The sequence below is a fragment of the Pseudomonas sp. AG1028 genome, from assembly GCF_007993955.1.
GTDB classification, from domain to species: Bacteria; Pseudomonadota; Gammaproteobacteria; order Pseudomonadales; family Pseudomonadaceae; genus Aquipseudomonas; species Aquipseudomonas straminea.
Map to the genome: position 1 here is coordinate 149,389 of NZ_VIVP01000012.1, position 20,115 is coordinate 169,503.

Below are 20,115 nucleotides of genomic sequence, written 5' to 3' on the forward strand. Positions count from 1 at the left end.
AATGAACGGATCATCCCAGGCCAGCCAAACGCCCGAGGCGCGCAAACAGGCCTCCATCGCCCGCCTCAAGGCGGCCGGCATCCCCTATATCGAGCACCTGCCCTGCATCGAGAGCGCCAGCGAAGTGCGCGTGCGCAGCGCCGAGGAGATTGCCCGCCGTGCCATCGCCTGCCTGATCGCCATCCAGGCAGCCTGCGACCGCCAGGCCGGCCAGTACACCCCGGACACCGCTCGCTGGTGCCAGGACTTGCTGGAGCAGTACGGCATCGACGGGCTGACGCCCAATGAAGTGCGCATCCTCAGCAACGGGGGTGGCGAGCAGGATGTCGTCAACATGGTCTGGAAGTACGAAGCCTACTGGGTGCTGCTGTGGGCGCTGGGCGTGGTGGAGGAACTGGACTTCCCCGACCACGCCATCGACTGCGACTTCGCTATCCAGGCCGTGGCCCAACACCAGGACTTCGCTGCCTTCATGGCGCAGACGAAAATGCGCGACATCGCCAGCATCCTCGACGAAGCCGACCTGATCTACCGCTACCACTGGGCCTGCGTGGACACCCGCCTCAAGCAGGCGCCGATGCCCGCCGGCCTCAACCCCAGCGTAGTCATGGAGCGCCACGCGGCCTTAAACTGGCTTATCGACAACGACGGCCAGGACGACTGGGACAACCCGGACGTCAGCACCTGAACCCGCCCGCGACTATCATCTGCCGCCGCCAGCCCTGCGCTTGCGGCCGCCCCACCGGAGCTTCCCATGCCCTGGCTACAACTGCGCCTCGCCATCACCCCCGAGCAGGCGCCCACTTATGAGGATGCCCTGCTGGAAGTCGGCGCGGTGTCCGTCACCTTCATGGATGCCGAAGACCAACCGATCTTCGAGCCCGACTTGGGCACCACGCCGCTGTGGAGCCACACCCATCTGCTCGCTCTGTTCGAGGCTGATACCGACGCCGACGCGCTGGTCGCGCACCTGCAGTTGCTCACCGACGGCGCGCTTCCCGAGCACCAGATCGAGCATATCGAAGACCAGGACTGGGAACGCAGCTGGATGGACGGCTTCGCGCCGATGCGCTTCGGCCAGCGTCTGTGGATCGTGCCCAGCTGGCACGAGGCGCCGCAGCCGGACGCGGTGAACCTTCTGCTCGATCCGGGCCTGGCGTTCGGCACTGGCACCCACCCGACCACTTCGCTGTGCCTGCAATGGCTCGACGCCCAACCACTGGAAGGCTGCAGCGTGCTGGACTTCGGTTGCGGCTCGGGCATCCTGGCCATCGCCGCCCTGCTGCTCGGCGCGCCGCGGGCGGTGGGCACGGATATCGACCCGCAAGCCCTGGAAGCCTCACGCGACAACGCGCAGCGCAACGGCATCGCCGACGAGCGCTTTCCGGTCTACCTACCAGCCGACCTGCCCCAGGATCCGGCGGACGTGGTGGTCGCCAACATCCTTGCCGGCCCGCTGGTCAGCCTGGCGCCGCAGATCACCAGCCTGGTCAAGCCAGGCGGCCGCCTGGCGCTGTCGGGCATCCTCGCCGAACAGGCCGACGAAGTGCGCGCCGCCTACGCCGCCGACTTCGACCTCGACCCGACCGCCGTTCAGGACGGCTGGGTGCGCATCAGCGGCGTTCGCCGTTAAGCACGCAAACGTGCCGTGTCTGCGCGTGCGGACACGGCACTTAATGCTGCTTTTGCAATCTGTTGGGTTAGACTATTGCCCCGTTTTTGCCGCCCTGCGGCCGTCGGATGACGCATGACCGAAAGCTTCGTGACCCAATGCCCGAACTGCAGCACCAGTTTCCGCGTGAACCTGGCCCAGCTTGCCGTTGCCCAGGGCTCGGTACGCTGCGGCGCCTGCCTGCAGGTATTCAATGCCGCCCGCCAGTTGCGCGAGCAGGGTCATCACATTCCGGACATGCGCGCCGCAGCGCCAGCTGCACCCGCGCCCGCCGCAACGCCCAAGCACCCTGCACCTGCACCTGCACCTGCACCTGCACCTGCACCTGCACCTGCACCGAGCATGGCAGCCGTACCACCGCCCGCTGCCAAGCCGCGCGGCAAGGCCGACGACGGCACGCTGTGGATTCACGACGACCTGGATCTCGATAGCCTGGACCTCGACGAGGAGCTGGCCAAGCTCGAAGCTCAGGAACAGCAACTGTCGCGCCAGTTCCTCGAGCTCGACCTACCGACCCGGCAGACGCCGCGCTTCGATGATCAGGACGATGACGAGCCCGGCGAAGACGAGCGCTGGGCCGAAGCGCTGCTGCGCGACGACCCGCCCGTGAGCAAGCTGGAACTCGAGCCTATCGGCGAGCCTAAAGTGCCGAGCACCGATTTCGGCCAGCCGCCGCCCGCCAAGACACCGGAAAGCGTGCCGCCGATCCCCAGGACGCCGCGCCTGCGCGATGTGCTCGCCACGCCAAAGCCCGCTGCACCGAGCCGCGAGGAGCCGGAGCCAGAGCTGGAGCCGACCTTCAGCCTCAGCGCCGAACGCGACGACGAGCCAGAGCCGACACCACTCCTCGACCACGACCACGATGAGCCCGAGGTACCAGCACCTGCGCCCAAGGGCGCGAAAGCACGGCCGCGCAGCGAGCCGAACCTGCGCGGCGAAGCTTTGTTCGAGCTGGAAGAGGAACCGCTGCAGCTCGATTGGCGCCCGCCGCGCAAGCCCTGGGGCCGCTGGATCGCCTGGAGCCTGCTCAATCTGCTGGCGGCCGCCGCGCTGGCCGGGCAATACGTGATCTATCACTACGCCGAGCTTGCCCGCCAGGATCAGTACCGCCCCTGGTTCGAGCAGATCTGCCCGACCATCGGCTGCACCCTGCCCTCCAAGGTCGATATCGAGCAGATCAAGAGCAGCAACCTGGTGGTGCGCAGCCATCCAGAGTTTAGCGGCGCCCTGGTCGTGGATGCGATCCTCTACAACCGTGCGTCGTTCTCCCAGCCATTTCCGCTGCTGGAGATGCGCTTCGCCGATATGAATGGCCAGCTGATCGCCAGCCGCCGCTTCAAGCCCAGCGAATACCTGGCCGGTGAACTGGCCGGCCAGGCGGAAATGCCGCCGCAGACGCCGATTCATATCGCCCTGGACATTCTCGATCCGGGCCCACGCGCGGTGAACTACAGCCTCAACTTCCACTCGCCGGAGTGATACCGGGCAACCGATAGACGGCCGCACAACGCAGGCCGTCTGCATCGCGGCCGCCCGCCAGCGCGACCGGGCACCGCACCCCAGCTGTTCAGATTTTGTTCAAAACCACCTTTATCCGGTCATTGAGAGCGGGTATGATCACCCCCCTTTCGCACCCTCCTACGGTCTCAACAGCACGTCTCTTGAGCAGGGAAGCCCTATGTCGGCGCTAAGCATCGGCCCCTATACATTGCCCAATCGACTGATCCTGGCCCCCATGGCCGGCGTCACCGATCAGCCATTCCGGCAACTGTGCCGGCGCCTCGGTGCCGGCATGGTGGTCTCGGAAATGGTCACCAGCGATGTACGCCTGTGGAATACGCGCAAGTCGAGCCTGCGCATGATCCACAGCGGCGATCCGGAACCACGTTCCGTGCAGATCGCCGGTGGCGACCCGCAGATGCTCGCCGAGGCAGCCCGCGCCAACGTGCAGCTAGGTGCCCAGATCATCGACATCAACATGGGCTGCCCGGCCAAGAAGGTGTGCAACAAGGCGGCCGGCTCCGCCCTGCTCAAGGATCAGCCGCTGGTACAGGCGATCCTCGAAGCGGTGGTCGCCGCCGTCGACGTCCCGGTGACCTTGAAGATTCGCACCGGCTGGGACCGTCAGAACAAGAACGGCGTCGAGGTCGCGCGCATCGCCGAGCAGTGCGGCATCGTCGCCCTGGCCGTGCATGGCCGCACTCGCGCCGACCTGTACACCGGCGAAGCCGAGTACGACACCATCGCCGCGATCAAGCAGGCCGTATCGATTCCGGTACTGGCCAATGGCGACATCGATTCACCGGAAAAGGCCGCCCATGTGCTGGCCACCACCGGTGCCGATGGCCTGCTGATCGGCCGGGCAGCCCAGGGCCGCCCGTGGATTTTCAGAGAAATTGAGCATTACCTGCGCACCGGAGCCCATTGCCCGGCCCCTGCGCTGGCCGAGATCGAACGCATCCTGCTCGAGCATCTGGCCGCCCTGCACGCCTTCTATGGCGATGTGATGGGCGTGCGAATCGCTCGCAAGCACGTGGGCTGGTACCTCGCGACGCTGCCCGGCGCCCGCGAATTCCGTGCTCAGTTCAACCGTCTCGACAGCCAGGAGGCGCAATGTGCAAGCGTTCGCCAGTTCTTCGGTGAGCGCTATAACGACGAAAAAGAGGCTGCCGCATGACACTGTTGACCGAGACTTTAGGAAGTGGGATTGCACCCGTGAGCGACAACACCAGTTTGAAACAGCACCTCAACACACCGAGCGAAGAAGGCCAGACCCTGCGCGGCAGCGTCGAGAAAGCCCTGCACAACTACTTCGCTCACCTTGAGGGCGCAGACGTCACCGACGTCTACAACCTGGTGCTTACCGAAGTGGAAGCCCCGCTGCTGGAGACCGTCATGAACTACGTGAAGGGCAACCAGACCAAGGCCTCGGAGCTGCTGGGCCTGAACCGCGGCACCCTGCGCAAGAAGCTCAAGCAGTACGATCTGCTGTAACTCACCGAAATCCTGAAGAAGGGCGGCTCTGATCAGCCGCCCTTTTTACTGATTCCCCTGCTGATGGATCCTGTAATGACCGACCAGACCACCCGCCTCCCCGTCCGCCGTGCGCTGATCAGCGTATCCGACAAGACCGGCATCCTCGAATTCGCCCGCGAGCTCGTCGCCCTCAACGTGGAAATCCTCTCCACTGGCGGCACCTACAAGCTGCTCAAGGACAACGGCGTGGCAGCAGTGGAAGTGGCCGACTACACCGGCTTCCCGGAAATGATGGACGGCCGGGTGAAGACCCTGCACCCGAAAATCCACGGCGGCATCCTCGGCCGTCGCGCCCTCGACGGCGCGGTGATGGACGAGCACGGCATCAAGCCGATCGACCTGGTGGCCGTCAACCTGTACCCCTTCGCCGCCACCGTCGCCAAGCCGGGCTGCGACCTGGCCGACGCCATCGAGAACATCGATATCGGCGGGCCGACGATGGTGCGTTCGGCCGCGAAGAACCATAAAGACGTGGCCATCGTAGTCAATGCCGGCGACTACAAAGCCGTCATCGACTCCCTGAAAATCGGTGGCCTGTGCTATGCCCAGCGCTTCGACCTGGCCCTCAAGGCCTTCGAGCACACCGCGGCCTACGACGGCATGATCGCCAACTACCTGGGCACCATCGACCAGGGCCGCGACACCCTGTCCACCGAAGACCGCAGCCTGTTCCCGCGCACCTTCACCACCCAGTTCGTCAAGGCGCAGGACATGCGCTACGGCGAAAACCCACACCAACAGGCGGCGTTCTACGTCGAGCATGCCGACGAGGCCTGCGTAGCCACCGCCGTGCAGCTGCAGGGCAAGGAACTGTCGTTCAACAACGTGGCCGACACCGACGCCGCGCTGGAATGCGTGAAGAGCTTCGTCAAGCCGGCCTGCGTGATCGTCAAGCACGCCAACCCATGTGGCGTTGCCGTGGTGCCGGAAGACGAAGGCGGCATCCGCAAAGCCTATGACCTGGCATACGCCACCGACACCGAGTCGGCGTTCGGCGGCATCATCGCCTTCAACCGCGAGCTGGACGGCGAAACCGCCAAGGCCATCGTCGAGCGCCAGTTCGTCGAAGTGATCATCGCCCCGAAAATCAGCGCCGCTGCCCGTGAAGTGGTGGCTGCCAAAGCCAACGTACGCCTGCTCGAGTGCGGCGAATGGCCGACCGAGCGTGCTGCAGGTTGGGACTTCAAGCGCGTCAATGGCGGCCTGTTGGTACAGAGCCGCGATATCGGCATGATCAAGGCTGAAGATCTGAAGATCGTCACCCAGCGCGCGCCGAGCGAGCAGGAGATCCATGACCTGATCTTCGCCTGGAAAGTGGCCAAGTTCGTCAAATCCAACGCCATCGTGTACGCCAAGAACCGCCAGACCGTCGGCGTCGGCGCCGGCCAGATGAGCCGTGTCAACTCGGCGCGCATCGCTGGCATCAAGGCCGAGCACGCCGGCCTGCCGGTACCGGGCGCGGTCATGGCCTCCGATGCGTTCTTCCCGTTCCGTGACGGCATCGACAATGCCGCCAAGGCCGGCATCACCGCGGTGATCCAGCCCGGTGGTTCGATGCGCGACAACGAAGTGATCGCCGCTGCCGACGAAGCCGGTATTGCCATGGTGTTCACCGGCATGCGCCACTTCCGCCATTGATCATGGTGCCCACGCTCTGCGTGGGCACGCAGCCTGGGACGCTCTGCGTCCCTCGGACGCAGAGCGTCCGTTGAGGCGTTCCCACGCAGAGCGTGGGAACGATCAAATTTCTAGCACGCTGATCGTGCCCCGCAGAGCGTGGGAACGATCCAGGAGAATGCAATGAACGTATTGATCATCGGCAGCGGCGGTCGTGAACACGCCCTGGCCTGGAAAGTGGCGCAGGACAAGCGCGTCGCCAAGGTATTCGTCGCCCCGGGCAACGCCGGCACCGCCACCGAAGCCAAGTGCGAGAACGTGGCCATCGACGTGCTGGACATCCAGGCGCTGGCTGATTTCGCCGAGAAGAACGTACAGCTGACCATCGTCGGCCCGGAAGCGCCGCTGGTTAAGGGTGTGGTCGACCTGTTCCGTTCGCGCGATCTGGACATCTTCGGCCCTACCGCCGCCGCGGCCCAGCTGGAGGGCTCCAAGGCCTTCACCAAGGATTTCCTGGCCCGCCAGAACATCCCGACCGCCGATTATCAGAACTTCACCGAGGTCGAGCCAGCCCTGGCCTACCTGCGTGAGAAAGGCGCGCCGATCGTCATCAAGGCCGACGGCCTGGCCGCCGGCAAGGGCGTGATCGTCGCCATGACCCTGAGTGAAGCCGAAGACGCCGTGCGCGACATGCTCTCCGGCAACGCCTTCGGTGACGCCGGCGCTCGCGTGGTGATCGAGGAATTCCTCGACGGCGAGGAAGCCAGCTTCATCGTCATGGTCGACGGCCAGAACGTGCTGCCAATGGCTACCAGCCAGGACCACAAGCGCGTTGGCGATGCTGACAGCGGCCCGAACACTGGCGGCATGGGCGCCTACTCGCCGGCCCCCGTGGTCACCGCCGAGGTGCACAAGCGGGTGATGGACGAAGTCATCTACCCGACCGTGCGCGGCATGGCAGCCGAAGGCAACGTCTACACCGGCTTCCTGTATGCCGGCCTGATGATCGACAAGAGCGGCGCGCCGAAAGTCATCGAATTCAACTGCCGCTTCGGTGACCCGGAAACCCAGCCGATCATGGTGCGCCTGGAAAGCTCCCTGGTGCTGTTGGTCGAAGCCGCCCTGGCCAAGGCGCTGGACAAGGTCGAAGCGACCTGGGACCCGCGCCCGACCGTGGGCGTGGTACTGGCCGCTGGCGGCTACCCGGGCGACTACGCCAAGGGTGACGTGATCGAGGGGCTGGACGATGCAGCGCAACTCGAAGGCAAGGTGTTCCACGCCGGTACCGCGCTCAAGGAAGGCCAGGTGGTCACCGCCGGCGGTCGAGTCCTGTGCGCCACCGCCATCGGCGCCAGCGTGGCGGATGCTCAACAGCAGGCCTATCGCCTGGCCGCGAAGATTCGCTGGAACGGCATGTTCCACCGTAACGACATCGGCTACCGGGCCATTGCCCGCGAGCGTGGCGACAACTGATGTAACACGATGGTGGCATCAAGCGATGCCGCCCATCGGCAATACCACAGCCGGCCGCTCAACCACGCGGCCCGGCTGGCAGGATAGGCTTTCAGCTCGCATAGTCGGCACCACACCGGCTGACTATAATCCGGTCGTATAACCTCAAAGGGATTGCCACGTGCGTCGGCTCAGGATTGCCATTGGTTTACTCGTCAGCCTGCTCTTGGCCGGTTTCTGCCTGTCGAGCGTAGCCGCGCAGCGAGTAGCCACGCCGTACGCCACCGGCTGGTCGGCGTTCATCGATGACAGCGCCCAGCTGAACCTGGATGACGTACGCAGCCGCCGCAACCAGTTCCTGCCCCTCGACGACCTTGCCTTCACCTTCCCGCCCAGCGACCGAGCGGTGTGGCTGCGCTTCGACGTGCCCGAACACCAGGCGCCCTACTGGTTGTGGCTGTTCGCGCCACGGGTGCAGTACCTCGACTACTACCTGCTGCGCGGCGAGCTGATCGAGCAGACCGTGCACAGCGGCGAGTCGATGCCAATGAGCTCACGCCCGCTGCCCTCGCGCGCCTACCTGATGTCGCTGCCCAACGACGGTCAGGCCCGGGAAGTCTATGTACGCATGACCTCCAACCACCCGCTGATGGCCTGGTTCAAAGTCATCGACGAGGCCGAGCTGGTCAGTCTCGAGCGCCCGGCCTACCTGTTCGGCGCGCTGCTCGGCGCCCTGCTGCTGGTGGTGATCTACAACCTGATCCGCTTCGCCTACATGCGCTCGGTGTGCAGCCTGTGGCTCGCCGCCCTGCATACCGGGCTGGCGGTGTGCGCCGCCGCCAACCTGGGCCTGCTGGCGGCCTGGGTGCCGCAGCTGGGCTACAACCAGTCGCTGATCGCCGACAGCAGCGCCCTGCTCGCCGCGTTCAGCCTATCGGCCTTCGTACTCGGTTTCTTCCGCCAGACGCCGATGCGCGACAGCAAGCTGAACCGCGTGCTGCAGGGCCATGCTCTGCTGGCCCTGCTGTTGGGCCTGACCATCGTCACTACGGGCCTGCTGTGGTACAGCGCGGTGGTCTACCTGATGGTGTTCCTCGGCACCCTCGCGGTGCTGGTGGTCAGTGGCGTGCACTGGCACAACGGCTACCAGTCGGCGCGGCTGCTGGTGGTGGCCATGGTGGTGTTCAACGTCGGCTTCGGGCTGTTTATCCCCATCCTGTTCGGCTTCGATCAGCTCGACCCGGGCTGGCTGGTAATCGGCGTATTCACCATCGCCACCCTCAGCGGCGTGGTGCTCAGCGCCGCCCTGGCCGAGCACCAGCGCCACATCCAGCGCGCGGCCTCGCGGGCGCGCACCGCACTGGCCGCCAACGACGCCGAGCTGCGTGCCAAGGCCGAGTTCCTGGCCAAGATCAGCCACGAGATCCGCACGCCCATGAACGGCGTATTGGGCATGACCGAGCTGCTGCTCGGCACGCCGCTGTCGGCCAAGCAGCGCGACTACGTGCAGACCATCCACAGTTCCGGCAATGAACTGCTCAACCTGATCAACGAGATTCTCGACATATCCAAACTGGAATCCGGGCAGATCGAGCTGGATGATGTGCAGTTCGACCTCAACGCCCTGACCGAGGACTGCCTGGACATTTTCCGCGCCAAGGCCGAACTGCAGAAAATCGAGCTCATCAGCTTCATCCAACCCCAGGTGCCGCGCATCGTCAGCGGCGACCCGACGCGCCTGCGGCAGATCCTGCTCAGCCTGCTCGACAACGCCTTCAAGCAGACCAGCGAGGGCGAGATCTTGCTGGTGGTGGCCCTGGATACCAGCGGCGAGCAGCCGCGCCTGCGCTTTGCCGTGCAGGACAGCGGCCACCCGCTGGATGCCGCCGAGCGCGACGCACTGCTCAACACCGAACTGCAGAGCCGTGACTTCCTGTCAGCCACCCGTTTGGGCAGCCGCCTGGGGCTGATCATCGCCCGCCAGCTGATCCTGCTGATGGGCGGCGAGTTCGGCATCCAGAGTGGCGGCAACCAGGGCTCCACCCTGTGGCTGACCCTGCCGCTGGACGATGCCCGTCTGCAGCAGCCAAACACCGATATAGACGGTGCCCTGCAGGGCACTCGCCTGCTGGTGGTGGACGACAACGACACCTGCCGCAAGGTGTTGCTGCAGCAGTGCAACGCCTGGGGCATGAACGTCAGCAGCGTGCCGTCAGGCAAGGAGGCGCTGGCGCTGCTGCGCACCCGGGCGCACATGCGCGAGTATTTCGACGTGGTGCTGCTCGACCAGGACATGCCGGGCATGAGCGGCATGCAGCTGGCGGCCAAGATCAAGGAAGACCCGAGCCTCAACAACGACATCCTGATCATCATGCTCACCGGCATCAGCCACGCGCCGAGCAAGATCATCGCCCGTAACGCCGGCATCAAGCGCATCCTCGCCAAGCCGGTGGCCGGCTACACCCTCAAGGCCACCCTGGCCGACGAACTCGCCCAGCGCCAGCACGGCGCCGACGCACCGGTCATCACCAACCCGGCGACCCTGGAGGTACCGCGTGATTTCCGCATTCTGGTCGCCGAGGACAACAGCATCTCCACCAAGGTGATCCGCGGCATGCTCGGCAAGCTCAACCTGCAGCCCGATACCGCAAGCAACGGCGAGGAAGCCCTGAACGCCATGAAGGCTCAGCGCTACGACCTGGTATTGATGGACTGCGAAATGCCGGTAATGGACGGTTTCTCTGCAACCGAACAGCTGCGCGCCTGGGAAATCGCCGAGCGTCGCCCGCGCACGCCGGTGGTCGCGCTTACCGCACACATCCTCAGTGAACACAAGGAGCGCGCGCGCCAGGCCGGCATGGACGGCCACATGGCCAAGCCTGTGGAGCTCTCGCAGCTGCGCGACCTGATCGAATACTGGGTCGCCGAGCGCCATCCACAGGCCGAGGACGACACCGTCACCTCCTGAAGCGGCTGCTAGAATTTTCCGCAGCCCGCGCCGCCCAGGCATCGCCTACTTTCCAGATAGAGCGCCCATGGATATCAAGCAGCTCAAGTTTCTGATCGCCCTCGACGAAACGCGCCATTTTGGCCAGGCCGCGGCGCGCTGCCACGTCACCCAGCCGACCCTGTCGATGCGCCTGCGCAACCTGGAAAACGAACTGGGTCTGGAACTGGTGCGCCGCGGCCAGCGCTTCGAGGGTTTCACTGCCGAAGGCGAGCGGGTGCTGGCCTGGGCGCGCAGCCTGATGGCCGCCCATGATGGTCTCTACGCCGAGGCCGCTGCCTGCCGCGGCCAACTGGTCGGTACCCTGCGCCTGGGCGTGGTGCCGCTGTCCGGCTTTGACCCCATGGAGCTGGTACGCCTGTTCGCCGAGCAGCATCCGGGCCTGCGCTTTCAGCTCTTCGCTCTGAGCAGCGACCAGATTCTCGAGCGTCTGGGCAGCAATCAGCTGGATCTGGGCCTTTCCTATCTGGACCGGCTGGACCGCGAGCACTTCGACAGCCTGGAGCTGGCGCCCACGCGCATGGGTCTGCTGTACGACCGCCGGCATTTCCAGTTCAGCGAAACCACCCTGCGCTGGGAAAACCTGATCGACCTGCCGTTGGGATTACTGTCGGCAGGCATGCACTTTCGCCAATCCATCGACCACTGCTTCCGCTCCCGCGGTCTGACGCCGTTGCCCAAGCTGGAAACCGACGCTGTTCACCAGCTGCTGCAGGCCGTCAGCGCCGGTCTGTGCTGCTCGATCATGCCGCTGCGCAACGGCCTGGCCGAATTCACTGACGAGCTGGTGCTGACGCCCATCGAGGACGCCCACACCCTGGCGCCCCTGGGCCTGATCATGCGTCGCGGCGCGCCCCGCTCGCCGCTGGCCGAGGCCTGCTTCAGCGAAGCGCGCACGCTGATCAGCGCTTGACCGCCGCCTCGCTCTCGGCCACAGGTAGGTCGACTGCACCGCGATCGGCTCGACCTCCGAGATACCAGCCCAGCACGCCCCAGATCGCCGCACAGACTGCGCCGATCACCGCGATCAGTGCCACGCCGTAGCCAAGCGTGTCGATCAAGCTCTTGGCCCAGCCGCTGAGCGCGTCACCGCCGCGATAGACCACGGTGTCGATGAAGTTTTTCGCCTTGTACTTGCTCTCGGCATCCAGCGGCGCGAAGAGCATTTCCCGCCCCGGGCGCACGAAGGCGTATTCACCGATACGTCTCACGATCATCAGCCCGGCCAGCACCGCGAAGGTCGGCGCCAGGGCCAGGGCGAGAAAGCCCAAGCACATCAGCATCGGCACCGCGGCCAGCAAGCTGCGCACGCCCATGCGCTGGGCCACACGACTGGTGATGAACAGCTGGGCCAGCAGCGCGCCGGCCTGCACCACGAAATCGATCAGCCCGAACACCCGCACCTGCTCGTCACGGTCTGGAAACAGCTCGGCGACCAGCCGCGCCTGCTCGAAGTACAGAAAGGTGGTGACCGTGGCGAGCAGGATGACGAAGGCGCAGATACCCAGCAGGTAGGACGAGGTAAACACCCGCATCATGCCGCTGAACGGATTGCCTGCCACCGGGCGCCGCGGGCTTTCCGCCTGGCTGGCGCCCGGTCGCCCGGCGCCTGAGCGCTCGCGCCAGGCCATCAGGTAATGCTTGAGCGCCATGGCTGCGGCCAGCAGCAGCGCCGCAAGGAGCGCCAGGCCGCTGGCCCCGGTACTGCCGACCAATAATGTGCTCAACGCCGGCCCAGCCAGACCGCCAACGCTCGCACCGGCGGCTATAAAGGCGAACAGGCGCTTGGCTTGGGGCGAGTCGAACACATCGGCCATCAGGCTCCAGGCCACCGACACCACGAACAGGTTGTAGACCGAGATCCACACATAGAACGTGCGCGCCAGCCACAGGCTTTCGGTCATCAGGCTGAAGGCCGCGGCGAAGCCCAGCAGGTTGATGCAGAAGAAGCCGTATACCCAGTCGATGAAATGGATGCGCGGCACCCGCGAGTTGAGCCAGGCGAACAGCGGCACCGCCAGCAGCATGACCACGAAGGTGGCGGTGAACAGCCACTGCAGGTTTTCCACCCCGGCCTGGATGCCCATCGACTCACGGATCGGCCGCAGCATGAAGTAGCCACAGAACAGGCAGAAGAACAGCGCAAAACCGGCCAGCGCCGCGGCCAGCTCGCTGGGCTGCGCGTTGATGGCGCGGCCCAGGCGCTGGGGTAGGGAAAGGGTCATGGAAAGGCTTCCGCAGATCGAAGCCTTGCAGTATGGCCTACGACACCAGGCCGACCTGCGCCGCGCGCCGTCAGCCGCTCGCCAGCCAGGCGCGCACCTCGCCGTAGGGATAATCCTCCAGCGCGGCGAAACCCTTGATCTGCCGGGCTTTCAAGCGGGTGAACAGTGGCGCGCTGAGGCCGCAGAGAAAGCGCGCCAGGCATTCGTTACCAGGCAATTCACCACCGCGCGCGGCTTGGTGAGCGACGATGAACGCTGCGCAAAGGTCATCTTGGTCACGCCCGACAAGAGGCGGCAGCGGCGGTGGTTCCGGCAGCTGGGCAACCTGGCCACGACACACCGAGCAATGGCCGCAATGCGCCGGCGCCTGCTCATCACCGAAATAGCGGGCCAGGCGCTGGCTCAGGCACTGCTCGCTGGCGAACAGCGCCAGCATGGCCTGGATGCGGCGGATCTCGCTGGCTTCTTGAGCGACGAAATAGGCGTGCAGCTCTGCCGCCAGCGCCTGCACGTCGAAGTCCGCCTGCAGCACCGCGTAGACATCGGTCATCTGCTTGCTTTCCAGCTCGATCCAGCCGCGCTCCTGCAGGTAATCCAGCGCCTTGACCACCCTCGCCCGCGGCGCCTGATGCTGGCTGTACAGCGCGTCGAAATCCACGGTGCACCAGGTGCGCGCCCGCGCCGAGGCATTGAAGATGGCCTCTAGAAACTGCCGCCGCTCACCCTCGAAGCGCGCCAGCAACGCGTTCGACTCGATCAGGTACTTGAAGCGGTACTCGGCGAAATAGGCGTAGCGCGGCGCGATGATGCCGCGCAGCTCCAACTGCACCAGCAGGGTCTTGAGCGGCAACTGGCGGATGTTGCTGTGGTCGCTCAGGGCATTGATGGTCATCTCCCACTGCCCGCCGTGGCTGTTGCCGCGAATTTCCTCGAGCACCCGCACGATGCCGCTCAGCTCCGGCGTGTCGCCGTAGACGAAGTTCTCCAGCACGTTGAGGCTGTCGCGGTTGGCCAGCACCAGGCAGTCGGAGGCCTCGCCATCGCGACCGGCGCGGCCGATCTCCTGGCTGTAGTTCTCCACCGACTTGGGCAGATCGAAATGCACCACGTTACGGATGTCACGCTTATCGATGCCCATGCCGAAGGCGATGGTGGCGACGATGCAGCCTAGTTCACCGGCCATGAAGCGGCGCTGGATAGCCTCGCGAACCTCGTGGCCCATACCGGCGTGATAGGCGCTGACGGACAAGCCCTGCTGACTCAACTGTTCAGCGACCTGCTCGGCGGTCTTTTGCTGCGTGACGTAGACGATGCTCGGCTCGCCGGCCTTGGCGCCAAGCCATTGTTCGAGGCGCCGCTGCTTGTCGCGACCGGCCACCGGCTCGACCAGCAGGTTCAGGTTGGGACGGTAGAAACCGGTGGTGACCACGTCCTCGGCGGCGATGGCGAATTTCTTCTGCATGTCGGCGATCACCGGCGGCGTTGCCGTGGCGGTGAGCAGCAGCACCTGGGCAATGGCGAACTGGCGTTGGTAGTCCGGCAGCTTCAGGTAATCCGGGCGGAAGTTGTGGCCCCACTCGGAAATGCAGTGGGCCTCGTCGACCACCAGCAGGGAAATCGGCACCTCGCTGATGAAGTTGCGAAAGCGCTCGTTCTTCAGGCGCTCGACCGAGATCATCAGGATCTTCAGCTCGCCGGCCTTGGCTTTGGCCATGGTTTCGCTGACCTGCTCGCGGCTTTGCGCCGAATCGATACTGCCGGCGCTGATGCCGTGACGGTGCAGGAAGGCGAGCTGATCCTGCATCAGCGCCAGCAGTGGCGATACCACCAGAGTCAGGTGCGGCAGATGCAGGGCCGGCAGCTGATAGCACAGGGACTTGCCCGAGCCGGTGGGAAAGATCGCCGCCGCCGAACGGCCAGCGAGCACGGCACTGATTACCTTCTCCTGGCCGGGACGCAGTTGATCGAAACCGAAGACGCGTTTGAGCGTGGACATAAGCTGTCACTCCATTGACCGCTGAATGGCCAATAACCGTAACCTGTGTGGCAGGCGTTTCACAGCGCACAGCCGCCCGGGGGCCATGAGAAGTGTTGCACCATAAATGACAAAGCCGCCCGAAGGCGGCTTTGTCAGCAAGCGCGGGTCAGCTTAGAGCTGAGGGCCGGCTTTCTTGATGGCGTCGCTGACATCGAACTTGGTGAAGTTGTCGATGAACAGCTTGGCCAGGCCTTTGGCAGCCTCGTCGTAGGCGTTCTTGTCAGCCCAGGTGTTGCGCGGGTTGAGCAGGTTGGTCTCGACGCCCGGAACCGACTTCGGCACATCCAGGTTGATGATCGGCAGGTGCTCGGTTTCGGTACCGATCAGCGCGCCGCTCTGGATCGCAGCGATCACGCCACGGGTGGTCGGGATGTTGAAGCGTTTGCCGACGCCGTAGCCGCCGCCGGTCCAGCCGGTGTTGACCAGGTACACCTTGGAGCCGAAGGCCTGGATGCGCTTGATCAGAAGCTCGGCGTAGACGCCAGCCGGACGCGGGAAGAACGGCGCGCCGAAGCAGGTGGAGAAGGTCGACTTGATGCCGCTACCCGAACCCATTTCGGTGGAACCGACCAGCGCGGTGTAACCGGACAGGAAGTGGTAGGCCGCCTGCTCGTTGTTGAGGATCGACACCGGAGGCAGTACGCCGGTCAGGTCGCAGGTCAGGAAGATCACCGCGTTCGGCTCACCGCCGAGGTTCTTCTCGCTGCGCTTCTCGACGAATTCCAGCGGATAGGCGGCGCGGCTGTTCTGAGTCAGGCTGTCGTCGGTGTAATCCGGCTTGCGCTGCTCGTCGAGCACCACGTTTTCCAGCACGGTACCGAACTTGATGGCTTTCCAGATCACCGGCTCGTTCTTCTCGGACAGGTCGATGCACTTGGCATAGCAACCGCCTTCGATGTTGAACACCACGCCCTCGCCCCAGCCGTGTTCGTCGTCACCGATCAGGTAACGCGACTCGTCGGCGGACAGGGTGGTCTTGCCGGTGCCGGACAGACCGAAGAACAGGGTCACGTCGCCTTCTTCGCCGATGTTGGCAGCGCAGTGCATCGGCAGCACGTCGGCAGCCGGCAGCAGGAAGTTCTGCACGCTGAACATGGCTTTTTTCATTTCACCGGCGTAACGCATGCCGGCGATCAGCACCTTCTTCTGGGCGAAGTTGATGATCACGCAGCCGTCGGAATTGGTGCCGTCACGTTCGGGCACGCATTCGAAGTTGGCAACGTTGAGAACCTGCCACTCCTGCTTGCCGGACGGGTTGTACTGAGCCGGCTCGATGAACAGCTGACGGCCGAAGAGGTTCTGCCAGGCGGTGGCAGTGGTCATCTTGACGGGCAGGTAGTGAGCTTCGGCGGAACCTACATGGACGTGGGAAACGAAGCTGTCCTGGGCATCGGAGAACGCCTGGACGCGATCCCACAGGGCGTCGAACTTGTCGGCTGGAAACTTGCGGTTGATCGGGCCCCAGCCGATGTCGGCCGAAGTGCTCGGCTCGTCGACGATGAAGCGGTCGACCGGAGAACGCCCGGTACGGTGGCCGGTGCGTACAACCAGAGCACCGGTGGACGCCAGTTCGCCTTCACCGCGACGAAGGGCTTCTTCGACCAGTTGGGCAGTGCTGATGTCGGTGTACACAGCGTTGTTGGCTTGCGTCATTTGAGTCCCCGTCGGCCGATTGGCCGAGTCTTCCAAACGTTTGTAGCCATGCGCGAGGCAGGACTACAGCTAAAAAAGTGCGCGGATTATGCCAGAAAAGCGGGCCACGGGTGCAGCCCCCATTCAGAACAGCCTGCGCGTTGCCGACAGCCCTCAGTGACGGGTGTCGGAGGGCTGTTGACTGCCCCCACCCGCGAACAGCTGAGCGATGTCGGCGGCGTCGAAGCCGTAGCGTTCGTTGCAGAACTGACAGTCGATTTCCACGCGGCCGTTATGCTCGCTGAGCAGCAGCTCGGCATCGGCCCGCCCTAAACTGACCAGCGCTTTGGCCGAGCGTTCACGCGAGCAACTGCAACGGAAGCGAATGCCGCGCGGCTCGAACAGGCGAACCGTCTCCTGATGATACAGGCGGTGCAGCACCGTCTCGTTGTCCAGGCCCAGCAATTCCTCGTTCTGCAGGGTGTCGGCCAGGGTCACCAGGTGCTCCCAGCTGGCAGCGCGATCCTCATCGTCGGTCAGACGATCGGGTGGCAGCTGCTGGAGCAGCAAGCCACGGGCACGCAGACCGTCGGCGCACAGCCAGAAGCGCGTGGCCAGTTGCTCGGACGTGGCGAAATAGGAGGTCAGGCACTCGGCCAGGGTGGCGCCTTCCAGCGGCACGATGCCCTGGTAACGCTGGCCCTGAGTAGGGTCGACGGTCATCGCCAGCACGCCTTCGGGCATCAGTTGGCCCAGGCCATCACCATCGGCGATTCGCTCGGCCTCGTAACGGGCGATGCCGCGCACGTCGCCTTCGCTGGAGCACTCCACCATCAATAGCGGCACAGGGCCTTCGGAGCGTACCTGCAGAATCAGCAGGCCGTCGAACTTGAGGGTACCGACCAGCAGCGATGCCGCGGCCAGAAGTTCGCCGAGCAACTGCGCCACCGGGCGCGGGTAATCATGCTTGGCCAGCACCTGCTGATAGCTGCCGGACAGCCCGACCAGTTCACCGCGCACATCGGTGTCATCGAAAATAAAGCGTTGGGTGAAGTCGGACATATCGAATCGCCTGCTGATGGATGCAAGACAGGCCAGGGGCGCACCCGCTGGACTGGGGGCCGGCAATTTTAGGCGCAAACGCCGCGCCGACCAAGCCGCAGGCGAAGAACGGCTGCCGCCTGCATCCTGAACGCCACCTGAACGAAAGCCAGATATCGCGCTGTCGCTCGCGCCAGCTGCCTACACTCGACGGTTTTCCCGAGCCGCCCTCATGCACCTCGCACTCAACGCCCAATGGCGCCCGCGCGCCCTGCTCATCAGTCATCTGCTCATCGCCGTGCTGTTCGCCAGCTGGCTGTGGCCGGTCACCCGCGTCTACTGGAATCAGTTCGACGTATGGCTGTTCCACCTGCTCAACGACCCGGTACATGCCGGCGGCCTGTGGGCGCATATCTGGGCCATCGGCAGCATGCGCCCGGTGGATGCGGGCGTCGGCGTGGTGATGCTGGCGATCATGCTGCGCGCCGGCCTGGTATTTCCGGCCAATCAGGTGCGCGTCGGGCTGTACGCCTTTCTGGTCGCACTGATCGTCATGCTGCTGATGCGCGTGGGCTTTTCCGATCTGGTCGAGTACATGGGCTGGCAGCATGCGAGCCCTTCGTTACAGGTTGAAGGCAGCGCGCGGCTGACCGAGATGTTCCCGGCCTGGGAAGAGCGCTGGGACCTCAAGGACAGTGCCACACGCAGCTTCCCGGGCGATCACGCCTCGGTGCTGATGATCTGGGCGATGTTCTGCAGCTTCTTCGTCAGCGGCTGGCGCCGCCTGCTGGTCTGGGCGGTGGCGGTGATCGGCATGCTGCCGCGCCTGGTCGCCGGCGCCCATTGGGGCGCGGACGCCTTTGTCGGCGGCGTATTGCTAAGCGTGCTGGGCATCGCCTGGAGCTGCTACACACCGCTGGCCTACCGCGCCAGCGCCGCCATCGAGCGAGCCACTGCTCCGCTGATGCGGATTCTGGCCCGCGTGCCGGTGCTGCGCGTCTTCGCGGTCGTCAGCGGTCGCTGAGCCCGACCGGGCAGCCGGCTCGATCAGGCTGCCCTACTCCACCCATTCCCCGGAACCCCCGCGCAAATAGAACAGTTGGCGGCGCTGCTTCTTGCTCGGTCGGCCATCGGTCTGCACACCCAGAGCACCTGCCTTGCGCTGCTCGGCAGCCTTCTCGCGGCGCACGATGCTCTCGCCGGTCTCGGCATACAGCGTCTGCGCCTCAGGCGCCCCGCGGCGCACCACCGACAGCGCCTGCACCACTACGGTCCGCTCGTCAAAACCGGTGCGGATCACATATTCCTCACCTACCTTGGGCTCCTTGCCCGGCTTGCAGCGCTCGCCCCGGCAATGCACCTTGCCACCCTCGATGGCCGCCTTGGCCAGCGCCCGGGTTTTGTAGAAGCGTGCGGCCCACAGCCATTTATCCAAGCGAACCTTGTCATCGGCATCCTGCTTTGCCACCCTTACCTCACTCATTGCTGACTATCATTGCAATTCTTTCCACACTCCAGCCTGTGCGCATTGTCCGATGCATGCAAGCCCGAGCGATCCTCATTCTGGAGCAGCGGTGACACACTTTCCCAGCGATCTCGTCCACCCCGAAAAATGCCGTGGCTGCCAGGGCAGCACCGAGCTGGACTTCGCCTTTCATTTCGCCTTCCAGCCGATCATCGACGTGTGCACCCGCCAGGTATTCGCCCACGAGGCGCTGGTGCGCGGCCCGGCCGGCGAAGGCGCGCTGTCAGTGCTCGATCGTGTCAACGACGCCAACCGCTACCGCTTCGACCAGCGCTGCCGCACCCAGGCCATCGCCGAAGCCAAGCAACTGGGCATGGCCAGCTACCTGTCGATCAACTTCCTGCCCAACGCCGTATACCGCCCCGAGCTGTGCATCCGCAGCACCCTGGAGGCGGCGCGCGAACATGACTTCCCCCTCGACCGGCTGATCTTCGAGACCCTGGAAAGCGACCACATGGCTGACAGCAGGCACCTGACCAATATCCTGCGCCAGTATCAGGAGTTCGGTTTCAAGACCGCCATCGACGACTTCGGCGCCGGCCATTCGGGTCTTACCCTGCTGGCCGATTTCCAGCCCGATCTGATCAAGCTGGATATGGCGCTGATCCGCAACGTCGATCAGGACAAGGCGCGCCAGGCCATCGTGCGCGGCATCCTGAGCATTTGTAATGATCTGGGTGTAAAGGTGATCGCCGAAGGCATCGAAACGCCGGGCGAGCGAGATTTTCTGGCCGCCAGCGGCATCGACCTGATGCAGGGCTACCTGTTCGCCAAGCCGCAGTTCAGGGGTTTGCCAGCCATCGCCGAAGCCGCCTGGGCGCCGGCGAAAACAGCCCACTGAACCGCGTGCAGCGCAGTGGATTTTCAGTA

16 protein-coding genes are annotated in these 20,115 nt (G+C 64.8%); 11 read left to right on the forward strand and 5 right to left on the reverse strand.

Translation table 11 applies throughout. The features are described 5' to 3' along the window. The first annotated feature begins 1 nt into the window (after position 1). The 9 genes from FB481_RS19985 (at position 2) to FB481_RS20025 (ending at position 11,697) form a co-directional block, all read left to right on the forward strand. On the forward strand, positions 2-688 hold the full coding sequence (locus FB481_RS19985) for a DUF4272 domain-containing protein (protein WP_147177497.1): 687 nt from the start codon (positions 2-4) through the stop codon (positions 686-688). 66 nt (positions 689-754) lie between these two features. Next, on the forward strand, positions 755-1,633 hold the full coding sequence (gene prmA, locus FB481_RS19990; protein WP_147177498.1) for a 50S ribosomal protein L11 methyltransferase: 879 nt from the start codon (positions 755-757) through the stop codon (positions 1,631-1,633). Between the two features lie 114 nt (positions 1,634-1,747). Then, positions 1,748-3,151 (forward strand): DUF3426 domain-containing protein, encoded by a 1,404-nt coding sequence (locus tag FB481_RS19995; RefSeq protein ID WP_147177499.1) that lies wholly within the window; start codon positions 1,748-1,750, stop codon positions 3,149-3,151. A 199-nt stretch (positions 3,152-3,350) separates the two neighbouring features. Further along, positions 3,351-4,349 carry a tRNA dihydrouridine synthase DusB gene (gene dusB, locus FB481_RS20000; RefSeq protein ID WP_093507094.1) on the forward strand — a complete coding sequence of 333 codons (999 nt, stop codon included), beginning with the start codon at positions 3,351-3,353 and terminating at the stop codon, positions 4,347-4,349. Beyond that, the gene (gene fis / locus FB481_RS20005; protein WP_093507096.1) at positions 4,346-4,666 is read left to right on the forward strand and encodes a DNA-binding transcriptional regulator Fis; all 321 of its coding nucleotides are present in this window, start codon (positions 4,346-4,348) and stop codon (positions 4,664-4,666) included. The genes dusB and fis overlap by 4 nt, the downstream gene beginning before the upstream one ends. Positions 4,667-4,741: 75 nt before the next feature. Beyond that, complete coding sequence (gene purH / locus FB481_RS20010; RefSeq protein WP_147177500.1) at positions 4,742-6,346, forward strand: bifunctional phosphoribosylaminoimidazolecarboxamide formyltransferase/IMP cyclohydrolase; 1,605 nt, start codon at positions 4,742-4,744, stop codon at positions 6,344-6,346. Between the two features lie 162 nt (positions 6,347-6,508). Then, on the forward strand, positions 6,509-7,798 hold the full coding sequence (purD, locus tag FB481_RS20015; protein WP_147177501.1) for a phosphoribosylamine--glycine ligase: 1,290 nt from the start codon (positions 6,509-6,511) through the stop codon (positions 7,796-7,798). A 160-nt stretch (positions 7,799-7,958) separates the two neighbouring features. Beyond that, a complete protein-coding gene (locus FB481_RS20020; protein WP_147177502.1) occupies positions 7,959-10,745 on the forward strand; it encodes a hybrid sensor histidine kinase/response regulator in 2,787 nt (928 codons plus the stop codon). A gap of 67 nt (positions 10,746-10,812) precedes the next feature. Further along, positions 10,813-11,697: a LysR family transcriptional regulator gene (locus FB481_RS20025; protein ID WP_147177503.1), complete on the forward strand. Its 885-nt coding sequence runs from the start codon at positions 10,813-10,815 to the stop codon at positions 11,695-11,697. Here the strand turns inward: FB481_RS20025 and FB481_RS20030 are convergent. The 4 genes from FB481_RS20030 to hslO all read right to left on the reverse strand — a co-directional run bounded on the left by FB481_RS20030 (position 11,687) and on the right by hslO (position 17,741). Continuing rightward, the gene (locus FB481_RS20030; protein WP_147177504.1) at positions 11,687-13,009 is read right to left on the reverse strand and encodes an NTP/NDP exchange transporter; all 1,323 of its coding nucleotides are present in this window, start codon (positions 13,007-13,009) and stop codon (positions 11,687-11,689) included. The genes FB481_RS20025 and FB481_RS20030 overlap by 11 nt on opposite strands. Before the next feature lie 70 nt (positions 13,010-13,079). Next, a complete protein-coding gene (locus FB481_RS20035; RefSeq protein WP_147177505.1) occupies positions 13,080-15,005 on the reverse strand; it encodes an ATP-dependent DNA helicase RecQ in 1,926 nt (641 codons plus the stop codon). 153 nt (positions 15,006-15,158) lie between these two features. Beyond that, a complete protein-coding gene (locus FB481_RS20040) occupies positions 15,159-16,700 on the reverse strand; it encodes a phosphoenolpyruvate carboxykinase (protein WP_027904942.1) in 1,542 nt (513 codons plus the stop codon). A 153-nt stretch (positions 16,701-16,853) separates the two neighbouring features. Beyond that, entirely contained in the window at positions 16,854-17,741 is an 888-nt protein-coding gene (gene hslO, locus FB481_RS20045) for an Hsp33 family molecular chaperone HslO (RefSeq protein WP_147177506.1), read from the reverse strand. 211 nt (positions 17,742-17,952) lie between these two features. Between hslO and FB481_RS20050 the strand changes: the two genes are divergently transcribed. Continuing rightward, positions 17,953-18,744 (forward strand): phosphatase PAP2 family protein, encoded by a 792-nt coding sequence (locus FB481_RS20050; RefSeq protein ID WP_147177507.1) that lies wholly within the window; start codon positions 17,953-17,955, stop codon positions 18,742-18,744. Positions 18,745-18,777: 33 nt separating this feature from the next. Here FB481_RS20050 and FB481_RS20055 read toward each other — a convergent pair whose 3' ends face one another. Then, positions 18,778-19,203, reverse strand: a complete 426-nt coding sequence (locus FB481_RS20055) for an RNA-binding S4 domain-containing protein (RefSeq protein ID WP_036986458.1) — start codon at positions 19,201-19,203, stop codon at positions 18,778-18,780. 91 nt (positions 19,204-19,294) lie between these two features. Here FB481_RS20055 and FB481_RS20060 point away from each other — a divergent pair, with 91 nt between their 5' ends. Then, a complete protein-coding gene (locus FB481_RS20060) occupies positions 19,295-20,086 on the forward strand; it encodes an EAL domain-containing protein (RefSeq protein WP_147177508.1) in 792 nt (263 codons plus the stop codon). Positions 20,087-20,115 lie beyond the last annotated feature (29 nt).